31 protein-coding genes are annotated in these 17,593 nt (G+C 36.3%); 5 read left to right on the forward strand and 26 right to left on the reverse strand.

The features are described from left to right. The first annotated feature begins 48 nt into the window (after window positions 1–48). Window positions 49–552, forward strand: a complete 504-nt coding sequence (locus P6N22_RS06440; RefSeq protein ID WP_280331298.1) for an Hsp20/alpha crystallin family protein — start codon at window positions 49–51, stop codon at window positions 550–552. Window positions 553–580: 28 nt separating this feature from the next. Continuing rightward, entirely contained in the window at window positions 581–1,840 is a 1,260-nt protein-coding gene (locus P6N22_RS06445) for a spore photoproduct lyase family protein (RefSeq protein WP_280331300.1), read from the forward strand. Here the strand turns inward: P6N22_RS06445 and P6N22_RS06450 are convergent. Together P6N22_RS06450 and P6N22_RS06455 are read right to left on the reverse strand one after the other, a co-directional pair. Continuing rightward, window positions 1,832–2,266, reverse strand: coding sequence for a glycine zipper 2TM domain-containing protein (locus P6N22_RS06450; protein WP_280331302.1), 435 nt, complete (start codon window positions 2,264–2,266; stop codon window positions 1,832–1,834). The genes P6N22_RS06445 and P6N22_RS06450 overlap by 9 nt on opposite strands. A 22-nt stretch (window positions 2,267–2,288) precedes the next feature. Beyond that, complete coding sequence (locus P6N22_RS06455) at window positions 2,289–2,513, reverse strand: WGR domain-containing protein (protein WP_280331304.1); 225 nt, start codon at window positions 2,511–2,513, stop codon at window positions 2,289–2,291. Window positions 2,514–2,631: 118 nt separating this feature from the next. Here P6N22_RS06455 and P6N22_RS06460 point away from each other — a divergent pair, with 118 nt between their 5' ends. Next, complete coding sequence (locus P6N22_RS06460; RefSeq protein ID WP_280331305.1) at window positions 2,632–3,894, forward strand: arsenic transporter; 1,263 nt, start codon at window positions 2,632–2,634, stop codon at window positions 3,892–3,894. Here P6N22_RS06460 and P6N22_RS06465 read toward each other — a convergent pair. Both P6N22_RS06465 and P6N22_RS06470 read right to left on the reverse strand, forming a co-directional pair. Then, window positions 3,875–5,305, reverse strand: a complete 1,431-nt coding sequence (locus P6N22_RS06465; protein WP_280331307.1) for a methyl-accepting chemotaxis protein — start codon at window positions 5,303–5,305, stop codon at window positions 3,875–3,877. The genes P6N22_RS06460 and P6N22_RS06465 overlap by 20 nt on opposite strands. Continuing rightward, window positions 5,280–5,762, reverse strand: coding sequence for a PAS domain-containing protein (locus P6N22_RS06470; RefSeq protein WP_280331310.1), 483 nt, complete (start codon window positions 5,760–5,762; stop codon window positions 5,280–5,282). Before P6N22_RS06470 ends, P6N22_RS06465 begins: the two co-directional genes overlap by 26 nt. Before the next feature lie 179 nt (window positions 5,763–5,941). Here P6N22_RS06470 and P6N22_RS06475 point away from each other — a divergent pair, with 179 nt between their 5' ends. Together P6N22_RS06475 and P6N22_RS06480 are read left to right on the forward strand one after the other, a co-directional pair. After that, complete coding sequence (locus P6N22_RS06475) at window positions 5,942–6,787, forward strand: S1-like domain-containing RNA-binding protein (protein WP_280331312.1); 846 nt, start codon at window positions 5,942–5,944, stop codon at window positions 6,785–6,787. 142 nt (window positions 6,788–6,929) lie between these two features. Further along, window positions 6,930–7,223 carry a chorismate mutase gene (locus tag P6N22_RS06480; protein WP_280331314.1) on the forward strand — a complete coding sequence of 98 codons (294 nt, stop codon included), beginning with the start codon at window positions 6,930–6,932 and terminating at the stop codon, window positions 7,221–7,223. A 29-nt stretch (window positions 7,224–7,252) separates the two neighbouring features. Here the strand turns inward: P6N22_RS06480 and infA are convergent, their stop codons facing one another. The 22 genes from infA to rplC form a co-directional block, all read right to left on the reverse strand. After that, window positions 7,253–7,471 carry a translation initiation factor IF-1 gene (gene infA / locus P6N22_RS06485; RefSeq protein WP_013326041.1) on the reverse strand — a complete coding sequence of 73 codons (219 nt, stop codon included), beginning with the start codon at window positions 7,469–7,471 and terminating at the stop codon, window positions 7,253–7,255. Window positions 7,472–7,497: 26 nt separating this feature from the next. Next, a complete protein-coding gene (gene map, locus P6N22_RS06490; RefSeq protein WP_280331322.1) occupies window positions 7,498–8,256 on the reverse strand; it encodes a type I methionyl aminopeptidase in 759 nt (252 codons plus the stop codon). 6 nt (window positions 8,257–8,262) lie between these two features. Then, a complete protein-coding gene (gene secY / locus P6N22_RS06495) occupies window positions 8,263–9,525 on the reverse strand; it encodes a preprotein translocase subunit SecY (RefSeq protein ID WP_280331324.1) in 1,263 nt (420 codons plus the stop codon). A gap of 2 nt (window positions 9,526–9,527) precedes the next feature. Next, on the reverse strand, window positions 9,528–9,926 hold the full coding sequence (rplO, locus tag P6N22_RS06500) for a 50S ribosomal protein L15 (protein WP_280331326.1): 399 nt from the start codon (window positions 9,924–9,926) through the stop codon (window positions 9,528–9,530). A gap of 4 nt (window positions 9,927–9,930) precedes the next feature. Continuing rightward, the gene (gene rpsE / locus P6N22_RS06505; protein ID WP_280331328.1) at window positions 9,931–10,374 is read right to left on the reverse strand and encodes a 30S ribosomal protein S5; all 444 of its coding nucleotides are present in this window, start codon (window positions 10,372–10,374) and stop codon (window positions 9,931–9,933) included. A gap of 8 nt (window positions 10,375–10,382) precedes the next feature. After that, on the reverse strand, window positions 10,383–10,739 hold the full coding sequence (rplR, locus tag P6N22_RS06510) for a 50S ribosomal protein L18 (protein ID WP_280331330.1): 357 nt from the start codon (window positions 10,737–10,739) through the stop codon (window positions 10,383–10,385). Window positions 10,740–10,752: 13 nt separating this feature from the next. After that, a complete protein-coding gene (rplF, locus tag P6N22_RS06515) occupies window positions 10,753–11,289 on the reverse strand; it encodes a 50S ribosomal protein L6 (protein ID WP_280331332.1) in 537 nt (178 codons plus the stop codon). A gap of 10 nt (window positions 11,290–11,299) precedes the next feature. Next, window positions 11,300–11,698 carry a 30S ribosomal protein S8 gene (rpsH, locus tag P6N22_RS06520; protein ID WP_280331333.1) on the reverse strand — a complete coding sequence of 133 codons (399 nt, stop codon included), beginning with the start codon at window positions 11,696–11,698 and terminating at the stop codon, window positions 11,300–11,302. A 68-nt stretch (window positions 11,699–11,766) separates the two neighbouring features. Further along, on the reverse strand, window positions 11,767–11,952 hold the full coding sequence (locus P6N22_RS06525; RefSeq protein WP_193113833.1) for a type Z 30S ribosomal protein S14: 186 nt from the start codon (window positions 11,950–11,952) through the stop codon (window positions 11,767–11,769). Then, on the reverse strand, window positions 11,952–12,500 hold the full coding sequence (gene rplE, locus P6N22_RS06530; protein WP_280331336.1) for a 50S ribosomal protein L5: 549 nt from the start codon (window positions 12,498–12,500) through the stop codon (window positions 11,952–11,954). The genes P6N22_RS06525 and rplE overlap by 1 nt, the downstream gene beginning before the upstream one ends. 2 nt (window positions 12,501–12,502) lie before the next feature. After that, window positions 12,503–12,733 carry a 50S ribosomal protein L24 gene (gene rplX / locus P6N22_RS06535; protein ID WP_280331338.1) on the reverse strand — a complete coding sequence of 77 codons (231 nt, stop codon included), beginning with the start codon at window positions 12,731–12,733 and terminating at the stop codon, window positions 12,503–12,505. Then, window positions 12,733–13,101 carry a 50S ribosomal protein L14 gene (gene rplN / locus P6N22_RS06540; protein ID WP_280331340.1) on the reverse strand — a complete coding sequence of 123 codons (369 nt, stop codon included), beginning with the start codon at window positions 13,099–13,101 and terminating at the stop codon, window positions 12,733–12,735. The genes rplX and rplN overlap by 1 nt, the downstream gene beginning before the upstream one ends. A gap of 2 nt (window positions 13,102–13,103) precedes the next feature. Beyond that, window positions 13,104–13,349: a 30S ribosomal protein S17 gene (gene rpsQ, locus P6N22_RS06545; protein ID WP_280331342.1), complete on the reverse strand. Its 246-nt coding sequence runs from the start codon at window positions 13,347–13,349 to the stop codon at window positions 13,104–13,106. A 10-nt stretch (window positions 13,350–13,359) separates the two neighbouring features. Continuing rightward, window positions 13,360–13,548, reverse strand: a complete 189-nt coding sequence (rpmC, locus tag P6N22_RS06550; RefSeq protein WP_193113828.1) for a 50S ribosomal protein L29 — start codon at window positions 13,546–13,548, stop codon at window positions 13,360–13,362. Beyond that, on the reverse strand, window positions 13,535–13,960 hold the full coding sequence (rplP, locus tag P6N22_RS06555; RefSeq protein ID WP_280331345.1) for a 50S ribosomal protein L16: 426 nt from the start codon (window positions 13,958–13,960) through the stop codon (window positions 13,535–13,537). Before rplP ends, rpmC begins: the two co-directional genes overlap by 14 nt. A gap of 3 nt (window positions 13,961–13,963) precedes the next feature. Continuing rightward, on the reverse strand, window positions 13,964–14,674 hold the full coding sequence (gene rpsC / locus P6N22_RS06560) for a 30S ribosomal protein S3 (RefSeq protein ID WP_280331347.1): 711 nt from the start codon (window positions 14,672–14,674) through the stop codon (window positions 13,964–13,966). A 1-nt stretch (window position 14,675) separates the two neighbouring features. After that, window positions 14,676–14,993 carry a 50S ribosomal protein L22 gene (gene rplV, locus P6N22_RS06565; protein ID WP_152183758.1) on the reverse strand — a complete coding sequence of 106 codons (318 nt, stop codon included), beginning with the start codon at window positions 14,991–14,993 and terminating at the stop codon, window positions 14,676–14,678. Window positions 14,994–14,997: 4 nt separating this feature from the next. Then, window positions 14,998–15,273 (reverse strand): 30S ribosomal protein S19, encoded by a 276-nt coding sequence (rpsS, locus tag P6N22_RS06570; protein ID WP_280331350.1) that lies wholly within the window; start codon window positions 15,271–15,273, stop codon window positions 14,998–15,000. Next, the gene (rplB, locus tag P6N22_RS06575; RefSeq protein ID WP_280331353.1) at window positions 15,273–16,118 is read right to left on the reverse strand and encodes a 50S ribosomal protein L2; all 846 of its coding nucleotides are present in this window, start codon (window positions 16,116–16,118) and stop codon (window positions 15,273–15,275) included. The genes rpsS and rplB overlap by 1 nt, the downstream gene beginning before the upstream one ends. Before the next feature lies 1 nt (window position 16,119). Further along, window positions 16,120–16,401, reverse strand: a complete 282-nt coding sequence (locus tag P6N22_RS06580) for a 50S ribosomal protein L23 (RefSeq protein ID WP_280331355.1) — start codon at window positions 16,399–16,401, stop codon at window positions 16,120–16,122. Next, window positions 16,401–17,018 carry a 50S ribosomal protein L4 gene (rplD, locus tag P6N22_RS06585; protein WP_280331356.1) on the reverse strand — a complete coding sequence of 206 codons (618 nt, stop codon included), beginning with the start codon at window positions 17,016–17,018 and terminating at the stop codon, window positions 16,401–16,403. The genes P6N22_RS06580 and rplD overlap by 1 nt, the downstream gene beginning before the upstream one ends. Further along, on the reverse strand, window positions 17,018–17,593 hold the full coding sequence (gene rplC, locus P6N22_RS06590) for a 50S ribosomal protein L3 (RefSeq protein ID WP_280331358.1): 576 nt from the start codon (window positions 17,591–17,593) through the stop codon (window positions 17,018–17,020). The genes rplD and rplC overlap by 1 nt, the downstream gene beginning before the upstream one ends.

Raw genomic sequence — 17,593 nt, forward strand, 5'->3', positions numbered from 1 at the left:
TTGAGATTAACGGAATATATTTTCCGATTTTTCAATAAAGGAGAACCGATGAAACGATTGATTCATATTTTAGCTTTTTTATCAGTTTTAACAAGTGTTGCGTTTGCCGATCCGATTTTTGTAAATGATCCGTATGAAGATGAATTTGCCAAGATGCAGAAATATTTCAATTCGATGCTTGACAAACACATGAGTGCTCCGGCTATTACTAACTATAATTATCCTAGAACAAATATTCAAGATAAAGAAAAACAGATCATCATTGAATTCGATCTTGCCGGTGTTGAGAAAAAAGATATCAAGCTCTCGATTGATGATCATAATGTTCTAAACCTCGAAGGGAAAAAAGAACAGAAAATCGAAGAGAAAGATAAAGATGGAAACTATGTAAGAAAAGAGATCTTTTACGGCAGTTTTCAAAAAGCAATACAGCTTCCAGAGAATGCTCAAAGTGAAAAACTTGAAACAAACTATAAAGATGGAATTTTGACAATAACGATTCCAAAAAAACCTGTTAAAAAACCAGAAGTAAAAGTTATTCCTATAAACTAACTAAGTTTTTTAGGATAAAATTCGCTTTATGAATAGCTACGAAGAAAAATTTAATAAAGCAATACAAAACACCTTTTTTCATAAGCTCAGTGATGAGGATCGAAACTTTATTCAAAACAAATCTTACGAATTAAAGTTTTCCCATCAAGAGCTTAAACAAATTGTTGATATCACTCGTGATCTTGAACTTTGGAATGAAGGAAGTATTCAAGATATTTTTCCCGATCATGAACAAAAAAAGGTTGTCTTTACACAACTGAAAAAAGCATACGAAGATCTTCGTAACAAACCAAATTCGTATGAAAACTTTACACTTAAAAATATTCCCCAAGAACAAAAGTTCACTTTCACTTCAAAACCAAAAGAGGGTTTTGGACTCGGTCTTTGTCCTGTTGCCAGTGAAAAAACACGTTGCTGTAATCTTTTAACACTTGATGCGGTTGAATCGTGCGGCTTTGACTGTTCTTACTGTTCGATCCAGAGTTTTTACAATCAAAACAATGTGACATTTGACTCTAATTTCCATGAGAAGCTCAAAAACCTCAACCTCGATCCGAATAAAACTTATCACATAGGTACGGGACAGAGTTCAGACTCTTTGATGTGGGGAAACCGTGAGGGGCTCTTAGACTCCCTTTTTGAATTTGCCCGCACTAATCCAAACGTGATTTTGGAGTTTAAAACAAAGTCGGACAATATCTCTTACTTTTTAGAAAACGATGTACCGAAAAATATTCTTTGTACTTGGAGTTTAAATACCCAAACAATCATTGACAACGAAGAGCATCTGACGGCATCGTTAGAAAAAAGGATCAATGCTGCCAGAAAAGTTGCCGATAAAGGTGTAAAAGTCGGTTTTCATTTCCATCCGATTGTAGAATATGTCGACTATCTTGATGAATATAAAGAGGTTTATACAAAACTGCTAGATACTTTTACTTCTAAAGAGGTAGCACTTGTCAGTTTTGGGACATTAACATTTATCAAACCTGTAATCAAACAGTTGCGATCTCGTGACTTTAGAACCAAGATCACACAAATACCCCACGAAGATGCAAGTGGAAAAACTTCTTACCCGTATGCTACAAAAATTGAAATGTTTAAACATGCGTATGAGAGTTTCAAACCTTGGCAAAGCGGAGAGGATAAAGTATTTTTCTATCTTTGTATGGAACCGCATGAGCTCTGGAAAGACACATTCGGCTACCAATATTCTACAAATAACGACTTTGAACATGCAATGCTGGAAGCGTATTGTAAAAAAGTGGGGCAGGAGTATTTACTCTAAAATATATACCTGTTCAACTTTTCCGTGAGCTTTAATCACTTGTACCCTATCGCCTACGTTGTATCCTTTTCCTTTGACTACAGTTACAATATCTTGACCATTATCTAGATCTATGAATAGTTCAGACGCATTAGCTTTTCCAACCTCACTACCTACATATGCACCACCAAGACCACCAGCAAGTGTTGTGAGGGTAGTACCTCTGCCACCTCCGAGAGTTGTTCCAAGCACAGTACCAACGATTGCGCCAATAAATGTTCCCGTTCCATCATCACTGATAACTACAGGACGAACACTTGTAACAGTACCTAATTCGTAAGTTTTAATCTGATTATAACTTTTCCCATCATACTCAGGTCCCTGATTCGTTGCACATCCACTGAAGATCATACAAGTAAGCAACGATCCATATAAAATACTTTTCATGTTATACTCCTTGACTTAGATATTATACTCTTTTTAAATACCCCAGCTGTTTTTTATCTACTACAATATCGAGTACTTTACAAAGGGCTTCTTTCTTTGAGGGAGCATAACTTTTGATGGTATTAGTAGGGTTGTGGTTTTGAATCCCTCCATATTCTCTTTGGATTAGATAATCACCAAAAAGTGTCTGATAAATATTGATTTTATAATAATAAACTTTCTCATTTGAACTTTTAAAAAGTACCATTTTCTCACTTTTAACTATTTTACATTGACTCAGCAATAAATATTCCCAGAATACATCAATATATCTTGATATATTAAAACAATCTCGATATACTTTCTCAAAAAATTCAAGGCTCATTATGCTTCTTGCTACATCTATCTTTTTAATTACACTTATTTTTGTAATCTGGCAGCCTAAAGGTTTACAAATAGGTACTACAGCAATCATCGGCGCTGTTGTCTCTTTACTGCTTGGGACTGTAAATCTTCAAGACGTTCTTGTTGTGACAGATATTGTATGGGATGCAACATTGGCATTTATCGGTATTATTATTTTATCAATGGTACTTGATGAAATAGGTTTCTTTGAATGGTGTGCTATCAAAATGGCAAAACTCTCACGTGGGAACGGTCATTTGATGTTTGTATATGCTCTACTTCTTGGAAGTTTTGTTTCCGCTCTCTTTGCTAATGATGGTGCGGCACTTATTCTTACACCTATTTTACTTGCAAAAATGAGAATCCTACAACTCAATACCAAAACAATTTTGGCATTTTTACTTGCAGGCGGTTTCATTAGTGATTCTGCATCTCTTCCTTTTGTATTTTCAAACCTTACTAACATCGTAACGGCAAACTATTTCAATATAGGGTTTATGCAGTATCTCTCAAATATGTTTATCCCTTATCTTGTAAGTACTGTTATTTCGATAGTAGTTCTGTGGACAGTTTTACGCAACGATATTCCTAAACACGTGGACGTAAACCTGTTAAAAAATCCTGATGATGTACTCAAAAATAAAACGCTTTTTAAATTTTCTTGGTTTTTCCTGGCTTTACTCTTAGCAGGTTATTTCATTGGAGATCTTTTTGATTTACCTGTTTCAGTGTTTGCTCTTGGGGGAGGTCTTATCTTTCTGGCAATTGCAAGTTATGCAAAAAGTGCAAAAGCATGGCTCACTATCAAAACAGCACCTTGGCAGGTTGTTTGGTTTAGTATCGGTTTGTACATCGTAGTATATGGACTAAAGAATGCCGGACTTACAGATTATCTAGCGATTGTACTTAAAGACTTGGCTCAGCGCGGAGATGCTGTTGCAATTATTGGAACAGGTTTTATCTCTGCAGGTTTAAGTGCGATCATGAATAATATGCCGACTGTAATGGTTATGGACATTGCCCTTCAAGATATCCCGAATCAGGCTCTTGCATATGCAAATATCATTGGATGTAACCTTGGACCTAAAATGACTCCGTTTGGCTCACTTGCTACCTTATTATGGCTGCACGTACTTTCTCAAAAAGGGGTGAAAATAGGATTTTGGCAGTACAGTAAATTTGGACTAATTATTACTCCGCCTGTACTGCTTTTAGTGTTAGCTTCTATGCTTCTTCAACCATAGCTTCAGTAAGTTTAAAAAGTTTTTCACTGGCTTCTTCCATTTCCTGGAAGGCGCCTAAAATTTTCTCTTTCTTCTCTACACATCCATCTAAACTGCCATCTTTTAAACAAGACAGAGATTCTTGAATTCTATTATGGATAATTTCATGGGGCTCTAGTGCAAGTTTATAACTGTGTGTATGACCGTAGAGCTTTTTCCCTTCCGTGTCATACCATTTGCCAAAACGGCAATTATGCTGATCGTTGAATTCTGATACTACTTTTCCTGCAGAAAAAGAAGCATATGCATTTGTTTTAAACAATACATGGTCTATCATGATCAGGTTCATAAATATACGCCCGTCAATCTGCTTAATTAACTTTTCAGATTCGGTATTTGAATCACGTAGTTCAACCATACTTTGACTGAATTTCATAATCATTTCATGGAACTCTTCCATTACAACTCGCATACTCTCAGAACTTTCACTCATCTCTCGGCTCTCTTGCTGTAGTACCTGAACTGTTGTTTTTATCTCGGCAGTTGCTTTTTGAGTACGTTCAGCCAGTTTTCTTACTTCATCGGCTACAACGGCAAAACCACGACCATGCTCACCTGCACGAGCAGCTTCAATTGCAGCATTAAGTGCCAATAAATTTGTCTGATCGGAAATATCACTGATGAGATCTACTACTTCCGTGATCTCTTTTGCACGGCTTTCTAATAACTCACTTGATGTTACATTTACATCAATGAGCTGATTTAAGCCGTCTAATTTACTTCCTACATTTTCTGCATCTTCGACACGCTCTATACTCATTTGTGTAGAGTTCATTATACTTTGAGAGATCACTTCAAGATATTTTGCATTAGAACTAAAACTTTCTTGCAGGGATTCAAGCTGTACATTGTTTTTATTAATAAGGCTGAGTTCTGAATTAAGTTCGGCTCTTTGTTGCATCTTATACGTATGTTCCATCACTTTCGCACTTTCATTTACGTGATTTCCTCCAAATTCCAGTGCCGAACTAAGTCCTTGTGTATTGAACTGTCGAAAAAATTCATTCTCACTTGCATAATTTACAGATGTTTTCATCTCTCTCATAAACGTTTCGAACTGATCGAGTATGTTATTGAGTTGTTTTGCAATCTTTCCTACTCTACCTTTGGCTGTAATATTTGTAATACGCTGCTCAAAATTTCCGTTTGCAGTTGAATCCAATACTTCAAATATTTTATCCATTTCCCGTTGTAAAAATTTAATATTCAAGTGTATGAAAACAATGATCAAACTAGCAAGTAAAAACATTATAATATTGATAATAGACAAGTGTTCAAGTATAAATATGTCATACAACATACCTAAGGCATAAGCACCCATCCCTAAATAAATAAGTAGATTAATCCTAGAGAGATAAGATAAATCTGTCATACCTGCCTCCATTTTCTGCAATGATAGAATCTAATATTTTTTGCGATGCGTTTATGCCCCCACTTTTTTCAGCTTGATACAATTGCTCATAAAGCGGGATAATCACATCGAGTGCTTTTTTAGTAGGTTTCCTTCTTACAGAATAAAACCCTACAATGTTTTTATTTGCATCATAAGAGGGTGTAACGTTTGCTAAAACCCAATAATGATCACCGTTTTTGGCACGGTTCATTACATATGCGTTTATCTCTTTTCCTTGCTGTACCGTTTCCCAAAGTAATTTAAAAATCACCTTTGGCATTTTTGGGTGACGTATAATATTATGTGGACTTCTTAATAACTCTTGTTCTGTATATCCGGCCAATTTTAAAAATAACTCATTACCGTATAGGATATTCCCTTTTGTATCCGTTTTTGACACTATTAATTCATTGTCCTGAAACATTAACTCTGCCATGATGTTCCCTTTTATATTAATTATCTTAATATATTTGTTGAATATTATCATAAGCCTTACTTTTTCAAGACTTACATATGATTAATTTTTAACCTGTTAAATATATATGTAAATTCTGTTCCTTTTGAGTGAAAATGAAATAAAAAAGATATAATTCTAAAAAAAGACGGAAGAACCAAATGAAATTAAATTCACACTTAGAACTCGGAAAACTCAATACACTACGTGCAGACAGACTGACTCCTCATGGCATCTTTTTAATGGCAGAGGATGGTAAAGACGTACTTCTGCCACAAGCTTACGTTACTGACGATATGCAAGAAGACTCTTTAATAGAAGTGTTTCTTTACACAGATTCAGAAGACAGACTTATTGCAACGACACTTAAACCAAAAGCTATGTTAGATCAATTTGCACTCTTGGAAGTTGTAGATACTGCAAAATTCGGAGCTTTTTTAGACTGGGGTCTGCCTAAAGATCTTTTATGTCCTACAAAATTGCAAAAGAACCCTTTTAAAGTCGGTGAAAAACATTTTATCAAAGTTGTTTACGATGAGAGAACGCACCGCCTTGTTGCTTCAGAAAAAACTACTGATTTTTTCAAAAAAAATCCTAAAGGGCTTTATCCGAAACAAGAAGTCAGTATCATCCCAATTTTAAAAACACCTCTTGGATACAAATGTATAGTAGCAGACAATTATGAAGGTCTAATCTACGATAATGAAATCTTTGAAAAAGTGATCATTGGAGAAGAAAGAACAGGATATATAAAAACTGTAAGACAAGACGGTAATATTGATATCTCACTTCGTCCGATTGGAAATAAGAACAATTCTTCCGCTGCAGATAAAGTTTTTGCACTATTAGAAGAAAATGGCGGTATAATGCCTTATAACTATAAAAGCGATGCAGAACTTATTAAAGATGTATTCGGTTTGAGTAAAAAAGAGTTTAAACGCACATTGACCAAGTTACAAGAAGATGGAAAAATTGAAATAAAAGATACGGGGATCTATAAAAGATAAACTCCCAAAGGAGTTTATTTAAAGAGTATACCGTCTGAATGAATCAATTTCAGAAGGATATACAAGGAGAATCGTAAGAAAAATTATATATCTTAATTGTTACAATTGTGTTAACAGATATCAAAAGTTTAGGAAATGATATATGAAAAAATGTAATTCACTCCAAGAAGTAAGAGACGAAATTGATATTATTGATGCAAAACTAGTTGATCTTATTTCAGAAAGAAGTCATCTAATACGTCAGGCCGTTGCATTTAAAAATACAATAGATGAAGTAAAAGCAGAAGATCGTATTGATGATATTATGCAGCGTGTACGTAATAAAGCAATTAGTCTTGGAATCAATCCGAATATGATAAGTGATCTATTTACTATTATGATTGATGAAATGGTAGAAACTGAAATAGCAGAATTCAGAAATTCAGGAAAGTTTTAAAGTAAGAAGTAGCTTTAAAAGCTACATTCTTATTTGTATCTATAAGTGATACGACCTTTATCAAGTGAATAAGGTGTAAGCTCTAGTTTAACTTTGTCACCTGGAAGTATCTTGATATAGTGCATACGCATTTTACCTGCGATGTGACATAAAATAATATGCCCATTTTCTAGTTCAACACGAAAAGTTGCGTTAGGCAATGCTTCAATAATCTTGCCATCAACCTCAATAACATCTGCTTTAGCCATTTTTAGTCCTTTAAAAGTTTTAACTCTTACGCAAGAGATAATATTTCAGCTTTACCGTCAACAACAGCGACAGTATGCTCATAGTGTGAACCGCGTAAACCGTCGGCACTAACAACATCCCAACCATTATCCAAGATAATAGGTTTTCCATCTTTTTGGCAAATCATAGGTTCTAAGCAAAAAACCATTCCACTTTTGATCTTCGGTCCCGCTTTAGGGTTAGGACCATCAAGATAATTTGGAATTTCAGGCTCTTCATGAGGTCTTTTCCCTATTCCATGTCCGCAAAAATTTCTTAAAGGTACAAAACCTCTCTCTTTGATGAATTGCTCCATCATGTAAGAAAGTTCTTTAAACCTCATACCCTCTTTGATATTTTCGATAGCATAATAGAGTGTATCTTTTGCACAAGCGATTAGCTCTTCGTCAAGTTTTGATATTTCACCGACACCTACACTGATAGCAGCATCACCGAACCAACCTTCAAGTTCTGTTCCGATATCATATCCGATAACGTCGCCCTCTTGAAGTTTATAATCATTAGGAATTCCATGAATGATTACTTCGTTTAAAGATGTACATACAGCATTTGGGAATCCGTATAAGCCTTTAAAAGATGGTTTAGCACCTTGACTACGGATATAATCCTCAGCCATAGCATCTAATTCTTTTAAACTCATACCTACTTTAGTATTTTGACGAAGAAGTTCAAGAGCACCGCCAACAATCTTGTTGGCAGCTCTTAATTTGTCAATCTCTTGTGGTTTTCTAAGTGCGATAGCCATATTGTTTTACAGACCAACTGCACTTAAAGTTTCATACTTGCTCATATAGATCTGAGCCTCTATTTTTCTCATTGTGTCAAGTGCAACTTGAACAACGATTAAAACAGCTGTACCACCAAAGAAGAATGGAACACCCATCCCTTTTATGATCATAAATGGGAGTGTCGCCACTAAACCAAGATATAAAGCACCTGTAACAGTTAATCTACTTGCAGTTTCATTTAAGAACTCTTTTGTAGCTTCACCTGTACGGATACCAGGGATAAATCCACCTTGGCGTTTTAAATTATCAGAGATATCTTTTGCATTAAATGTAATCGAAGCATAAAAGAATGCGAAGAAGATAACAAATACAAAAGTTAAAAAGTTAAAAAAGTAACCGTTAGGATTTAAAAAGTCTGCAATTGCTTGAACCGTAGGATTTGTACTGCTTGAAAGTACAGTCATAGGGAACATTAAGATCGCAGAAGCGAAAATTACAGGGATTACACCAGAAAGGTTAACTTTAATAGGAATATAGTTCATAACACGTTTGTTTTGGTTTTGCATTACAGTTTTTTTCGCATACGTAATAGGCACACGACGCTCACCAAGTTCAACATAAATGATCACAGCTACAGTTATAAAGATAAGAGCTAAAATAGCAATCACTGTTAAGAAGCTCATTGCTCCAGTATTTACCATAGTTACAGTTTGACCTATAGCACTAGGAATAGCTGAAACGATTCCTGCAAAGATAATTAAAGAGATACCGTTACCAATACCACTTTGTGTTATTTGCTCACCAATCCACATAAGTAACATAGTTCCAGCTAACATAGAGATAGCAGAAAGAACAACGAATGTAGTATGATCAGCTAAGATAGCACTATTACCGTTTGGACCTGTTAAGCTTTGTAATCCAACACTTACACCAACAGCTTGAATAATCGTAATAACGATAGTTGCATAACGGATTATTTGCATATATTTAACCATACCATCACGCTCTTTTTTCATTTGCCCTAAACCAGGGAATGTAGCAGCAAGAAGCTCCATGATAATTGAAGCAGTGATATAAGGCATAATACCAAGTGAAATTATAGATAATCTCTCTACAGCATTACCACTAAACATATTGAATAAACCTAATGCATCTGATTGATGAGAGTCGAAGAAAGAAGCAATAACAGCAGTATCTACACCTGGAACTGGCACGTATGCCAGCAGGCGGTAGATAAATAAAAACCCAATCGTAATAAGTATCTTATTAGCTAGATTTTTGTTCACGATTAGTTACCTGTTGTTGTAACGTTTTCGTCTTTAATTTTCGATGCTAAATCTTTTGCAGATGCACCTACTAATTTAACTTTTGCAACAGAGTTAGAGATTTTGTGAACAGAACGGATAGTTTCCATTGTGATCTCTTCTAACTCAGCAACAGCTTTAATTTTTTCTACGTTGATTACGTATGGTTTTACAAGTTTAGAAGTAAAACCGATTTTTGGTAAACGACGAGCAAGTGGTTGTTGTCCACCTTCGAAGTTTCTTTTTCTTTTATAACCAGTACGAGATTTTTGACCTTTTTGACCACGAGTCGAAGTCTTACCCATACCTGAACCTTGACCACGTCCAACTCTTTTACGAGTAGATGTTGATCCTTCTGCAGGAGTTAAGTTTTCAATACCCATCTTCTTATCCTTTTAACTTGCTAAGTGCTTCGATTGTAGCACGTACTAGTGTATTTGGATTGTTAGAACCGATAGATTTTGTAAGGATATCTTGAATCCCTGCAAGCTCTAGAACTGGACGAGTTGCCCCACCAGCGATAACACCAGTACCTTCAGATGCTGGTTTAAGTAAAACGCGAGAAGCGTTATATTTGTGTTCAATATCGTGAGCGATAGTAGTACCTTTAATACTTACAGTAGTTAGGTTTTTGAAAGCGTTATCAACAGCTTTTTTAATAGCGTCTGGAACCTCTTTAGCTTTTCCAACACCGAAACCTACAGTACCATTTTTATCACCAACTACGATTAAAGCAGTAAAACGGAAACGTCTACCACCTTTAACAACCTTAGTAACACGGCCAATATTTACAATTGATTCTTCAAAATCATCTCTATTGATCTCTACCATCTTAGCCCCTAAAACTTAATTTCGTTAGCACGAAGTGCTTCACCAAATGCAGCGATAACGCCGTGATATTGGTAACCATTACGATCAAATACGATGCTATTTACGTTAGCTTCTTTAAGCTTACCAGCGAAAGCTTCAGCTAATGCAGCTGCACCCTCTTTGTTAGCTTTTGCAGAGATCGCTTTTGAATTTAATGCACATAGAGTAGTTCCAGTTGCATCATCAATTGCTTGTACACTTAGGTAACGATTTGATCTGAATACAGAAACACGAGGAAGTTCAGCACAACCAGATATTTTTGCACGGATACGACGTTTACGTTTTAAACGATTTGCCAATTTGCTTTTTAATACTTTAGCGTTCATCTATCTTCCTCCCTTATTTCTTAGCAGTTTTACCGGCTTTACGCACGATATGCTCTTCCATGTATTTAACACCTTTACCTTTATATGGTTCTGGTGGACGGAAACTTCTAATCTCAGCAGCAACTTGACCAAGAAGTTGTTTATCATGAGATTTTAAAGAAATAACATTTTTCTCAACAGCAGCTTCGATACCTTCTGGTAAATCGTAGTTGATATCGTGAGAGAAACCTAGTTGTAAGTTAAGAACTTTACCTTGAACAGCAGCTCTATAACCAACACCATTGATTTCAAGTTTTTTCTCATAACCAGTAGTTAAACCAGTAACGATGTTTTGTGCTAATGCTCTGTATGTACCCCAGAAAGCTCTGTCTTGACGAGCATCAGATAAATTTTTGAAAGTTAATGCATTTCCTTCGATTTCGAAAGAAACATTTCCTTTAGTATCTAAATCAACAGATTTATTACCTTTAGCGAAAGTGATAACATCTCCATTTGCAGATACTTTAATATCAGCTGCAAATTCTACAGGATTTTTTCCAATTCTTGACATGCTATTCCTCCTACCAAACTGTACACATAACTTCACCACCAACACCAAGCTCATAAGCTTTGTCGTTTGGTAGTACGCCACGTGATGTACTTACTATAATTGTTCCGTAACCATTTTTGAAACGCTTGATCTCTTCTCTACCTTTGTAGATACGACGACCAGGTTTTGATACACGTTTAAGTTCATTGATTACAGTTTTTTCGTTATCATCATATTTTAATGCAACTTTGATAGTCTTTTTTACACCATCTTCAACTACATTAGCAGATTCTAAATAACCTTTTTCTACTAAGATATTTGCTACAGCTTCAACACTTTTAGAGTGTACTAAAGTAGTAGTAGCTAATCTTCTCATACCAGCATTACGGATACGTGTTAACGCATCTGATACTAAATCATTAATTGCCATTTTTTTTCCTTGACTTTGTGTGATTAGCAGTAAAAACTGCTAAAAACTAATAATTAGAAGTTTCCGGCTTACCAGCTAGACTTTCTAACACCTGGGATCATTCCCTCGTTTGCCATTTTTCTGAAACAGATACGGCAGATACCGAAATCACGGATTACAGAGTGTGGACGACCACAAATCTGACATCTTGTATATGCACGTACTGCATATTTTGGAGTACGTTTCGCTTTTGCGATCATAGACTTCTTAGCCATTAGTTGTTCCCTCCTTTAGTGAAAGGCATACCCATTTTCTCTAATAGAGTGAATGCACCTTTATCTTCTTTAGCAGTTGTAACTACAGTAATGTTCATACCATGAATTTGCATGATTGAATCATAATTGATTTCTGGGAAGATAAGTTGTTCTTGAAGACCGAAGTTATAGTTACCACGACCATCAAAACCATTTCTTGGAACACCACGGAAGTCTTTCACACGAGGAAGTGCGATAGACACAAGGCGGTCAAAGAAGTTATACATATTTTCACCACGAAGAGTTACACGAACACCAACTGGCATACCTTCACGAACTTTGAAACCTGCAACAGATTTCTTAGCGATTACAGTAGAAGCTTTTTGACCAGCAATAGTTGTAATTGTATCTTCAATGTTTTGCATAAGCTTATTATCTTTCATTGCAAAACCTGCACCTACAGAGATAATAATTTTTTCTAATGCTGGAGTATCCATAACATTTTTGATATCTAATTCAGATTGTAACTCAGGTTTTAAAGCTAAGTATTTATCTTTCATACGTGCCATTGTTACGCCTCCACTTTACGAACGTTTGAAACATCAATAGGCATCTCTTTATTAACGTGTCCGCCTTTAGTGTTTTCTTCAGTTGGTTTAACAGCTTTTTTAGCTATTTTACAACCCTCAACGATTACTTTGTTTTTCTTTGGTAATACAGCTAAAACTGTAGCTTTTTTACCTTTGTCGTCACCAGCGATAATCTCTACAGTATCGCCTTTTTTGAAATTAAATTTTGCCATTAAACAACCTCCGGAGCAAGAGATACGATTTTCATAAATCCAGCATAACGAACTTCACGACCGATTGGTCCGAAGATACGAGTACCGATAGGCTCTCTCTTGTCATCTAAGATAACAGCTGCGTTGTCATCGAAACGAATTAATGAACCGTTTTCTCTTTGAACTTCTTTATGAGTTCTAACGATAACAGCTTTTACAACTTTACCTTTTTTAACTTTAGCAGTTGGAATCGCTTTTTTAACAGAAGCAACGATTACGTCACCTACTGTTGCATAACGACGTTTTGAACCGCCAAGAACTTTAATACACATAATCTCTTTAGCACCTGTGTTATCAGCTACGTTTAAACGTGAGAAAGATTGAATCATTACTACGCTCCTTTAACTACTGATTTAAGTCTAAAAGATTTTGTTTTAGACATTGGACGACATTCGATAGCGATTACCTCGTCTCCAACTTTTGCCTCATTACGCTCATCATGTACTAGGTACTTTTTGAAACGTTTTACAACTTTGTGGTAACGAGGATGCATTACACGGCGCTCAACTACGATAGTTACAGTTTTGTCACCAGCAATTTTTACAACATTACCTTGAATTTCACGTTTATGTGTCATCGCTCGTCCCCTACTTTGCTACTGCAGTTAATGCAGTGTTGATTCTTGCAATATCTTTTTTAGCAGTTTTTAATTCGCTGCTGTTTTGTAATTGCATCATTTTTTGTTTAATTTTTAGAGTAAACAGCTCAGTTTTCTTCTCTTTAAGCATTGCTTGAAGTTCAGCTGCACTTTTACCTGCTAAATCAGAATATTTCATTGCTCATCTCCGCAGTAATAATTTTTGTTTTGAATGGCAATTTGTGCATTGCTAAAGTTAATGCTTCACGAGCTAGTTCGTGAGGTACACCACCCATTTCAAAGATAATACGACCTGGCTTGATGTTCATAACCCACTTATCAACACCACCTTTACCTTTACCCATACGAGTTTCAAGAGGCTTAGCAGTTAATGGTTTAGCAGGGAAAACACGAATCCAAATCTTACCATTTCTTTTGATGTGACGAGTAGCTGAGATACGAGCCGATTCAATTTGACGAGAATTGATACGACCAGCTTCTACCGCTTTAAAACCGATGTCACCAAAAGCTAATTTGTAACCTGAACGAGCATAACCACGGTTACGACCTTTCATTACTTTACGATATTTTGTTCTTTTTGGCATTAACATGATTTATTCCGCCTTTTCTTTTCTTGGAGCACGTTTACGTGAACGAGTCTCTTTTTTCTCTTCTTTAGCTTCAGCTGGGATACCTTTAGTTAGTACCTCACCTTTGAAGATCCATACTTTGATACCGATGATACCGTAAGTAGTGTGAGCTTCAGCGAAACCATAATCGATTCTTGCACGAAGTGTATGAAGAGGAACACGTCCTTCTAAGTACCACTCAGTTCTTGCCATCTCAGCACCACCAAGACGTCCAGAAACAGAAACTTTGATACCTTTTGCACCACTTCTTTGTGCACCTTGCATAACTTTCTTCATAGCACGTCTGAAAGCAACACGACGCTCTAATTGAGTAGCTACGTTTTCTGCAACTAATTGAGCAGAAACTTGAGCTTTTTTCTCTTCTTTGATGTTTACAGAAACAGCTTTACCGATAAGTTTTTGAAGAGAATCTTTAAGTTTCTCAATATCAGCACCTTTTTTCCCGATGATGATACCAGGACGAGCAGCAATGATAGTTACACGTAATCTTTTAACTGTTCTTTCAATGATGATGTTAGAAACACCAGCATAGTAAAGTTCTTTCTTTAAAAATGTTCTAATCTTGTGATCTTCACCTAAACTAGCAGGAGCAGTTTTGAAGTTAGGAAACCAACGACTCTCCCAGTTACGGTTGATACCAAGACGTAAACCAATAGGATTAACTTTTTGACCCATACTATTTACCCTCTACTTCTACTAAGATATGTGCTGTTGGTTTTCTAATACCTGAAGCCATACCACGAGCACGTGGACGGAAACGTTTTAGTACCGGACCATTGTCAACACGACAAGATGTGATCACACAATCTTCAGCTTCGTTACCACTGTTAGCTACTGCAGATGCAATAACTTTAGAGATAATTTTTGCCGCTTTGTTTGGAGTAAACTCTAAAGCAGCCATAGCTTCTTCAGCGTTCATACCTTGTACTTCTCTTGCGATTAAACGAGATTTAATAGGTGATACACGGATGAATTTTAATAATGCTCTAGCCATCTATTTACCCTTTCTTCTGTACAGTGCCTTTATGGCCCTTGAATGTACGAGTTGGTGCGAATTCACCAAGTTTATAACCAATGTGATTCTCTGTTACGAATACAGGAACGAATTGGCGACCATTATGAACATTTAATGTTAAACCGATCATCTCAGGAAGAACAACTGATCTTCTTGACCAAGTTTTAATAGGTTTTTTGTCTCCACTAGCTTTAGCAGTTTCAACTTTTTTCATTAAATGGTCATCTACGAATGGACCTTTTTTAACTGAACGAGCCATTAACCTACCCTTTTTGCATTTGGTTTACGACGAGTGATGATTAATTTATCACTTGCTTTTTTACGACGAGTTTTCGCACCCTTCGTTGGTTTACCCCAAGGAGTAACTGGATGACGACCTGAATTCGTTTTACCTTCACCACCACCATGCGGGTGATCAATTGGGTTCATTGCAGAACCACGAGTTTGAGGACGGATACCCATGTGACGAGTACGACCAGCTTTTGCGATAACGATGTTAGAATACTCTTCGTTTCCAACTACACCAACAGTTGCCATACACTCACCAAGAACAAGTCTCATTTCAGATGAAGGCATACGTAAAGAAACATATTTACCATCACGACCCATGATTTGAGCAGAAGTACCAGCTGAACGAACCATTTGTCCACCTTTTCCTACTTTTAACTCAATGTTGTGTACTAATGTACCAACTGGGATGTTTTTAAGTTTCATCGCGTTTCCTGGTTTAACGTCTAAACCAGCTTCTGCTGCTGCAACTTTATCACCTACATTTAAATTTTTTGGTTGTAGGATATATCTTTTTTCACCATCTGCATAAGTAACAAGAGCGATTCTACAGTTTCTGTATGGATCGTACTCGATAGCGCTTACAGTACCTTCGATACCGAATTTATTTCTTTTGAAATCGATAATACGGTAAAGTTTTTTAGCACCAGCTTGCTTATGACGAGATGTGATACGTCCGTTGTTGTTACGACCAGAGTGAGTCGGTAACTTAACTAATAATGAACGAACACTAGCTTTTGCTGTAATATCTGAACTATCTACGTTCGTATAAAAACGACGAGATGGTGTTATCGGTCTATAAGTTTTAATTGCCATATTACACCGCCAAACTTTCGATTTGTGCACCTTCAGGTAAAGTTACATAGAACTTTTTGAAGTCATTTTGTTTACCTTGTACACCACGGAATCTTTTAACTTTTCCGCTTTGATTTAAAGAGTTGATTTTTGAAGGAATAATTCCGAAATACTCTCTAAACACCTCTTTAAGACCAGATTTAGTCATACGTGGTGAAGTTTGAACAACGATAACACCATCTTCTTGTAGACCAAGAGTCTTTTCTGTATAAAGAATTGATTTAATATCTGTAATATCTGCCATTATTTAGCCCCACTTACAAGATTTTCCCATACAGCTTTTTCTATCACGATTGAACGATAGTTTGCAGCTAAGTATGCGTTTAATTCATTAGATTCGATTACGAATGTAGCATTTAAGTTTTGGAATGCTAAGTAAGTTTTCTCATCTAAAATAGATTTTACAAATAAAGTATCTCTTTGGTTAAGAGCTTTGAACATTGCTGCTGCATCTTTAGTTTTACCAGATGCTACTTCAATGCTGTCTACTACGAAAAGAGTACCGTTTTGTGCATGCTCGTTAAGAGCAAAGTTTAAAGCAAGTTTCTTTTGCTTTTTGTTCACTTTTTGGTTGTAATTACGGTTGTTTTGAGGACCGAATGCAATACCACCACCAGTATAGTGAGGAGCTCTGATCGAACCTTGACGAGCACGACCGCCACCTTTTTGAGCAAATGGTTTTTTACCACCACCGCTTACTTCGCTTCTTGTTTTAACCGATGCACTGTTTGCACGCATAGCAGCTTGTGCAGACTTTACATAAAGGTATAAGTTATGAGGATTGATACCAGCGAATGATTCTGGTAAAGCAATCTCAGAAGCTTTTTCCATTTTTTCATTTAAAACGATTGCTGCGCTCATTATTTAACCACCTTTACACGTCCTAAAGTACCGTTAGCACCTGAAACTGAACCTAAAACCGCGATGATTTTGTTTTCAGCATCGTAAGAAACGATTTCATTTTTTACACTGTTTTGTGTATTTCCGTATTGTCCAGGCATTTTCTTACCTTTCATAACACGACCTGGCCACTCAGCATTACCGATAGAACCTGTTCTACGACCAAATCTGTGACCGTGAGCAGCAGGACCACCACCGAAGTTCCAACGCTTCATTCCACCTTGGAAACCGCGACCTTTAGTTGTAAAAGTTGATTTTACAGTTGTTGCTTCAGCTAATGGAGCTAGGTCTAAATCACCAGCTTCAGTGTTCGCAACGTCTAAAGTAACAAAACGGTTAAACTCAGATGAAAGGTTGAACTTTTTTTGTTGACCTTCAATTGCCTTATTCATTTTTTTGCCGTTTGGATAAGCTACTAGTGCTTTACCTTCGTTTACTTCACATACTTTTGCATCTAGAACTCTTAAAAGAGTAACAGGTTTTGCAGGAACAGTGATAGTACGGCTCATACCGATTTTTTCAACAATATATTCCAC

It is taken from the genome of Sulfurimonas sp. C5 (assembly GCF_029872055.1).
Classification (GTDB): domain Bacteria; phylum Campylobacterota; class Campylobacteria; order Campylobacterales; family Sulfurimonadaceae; genus Sulfurimonas.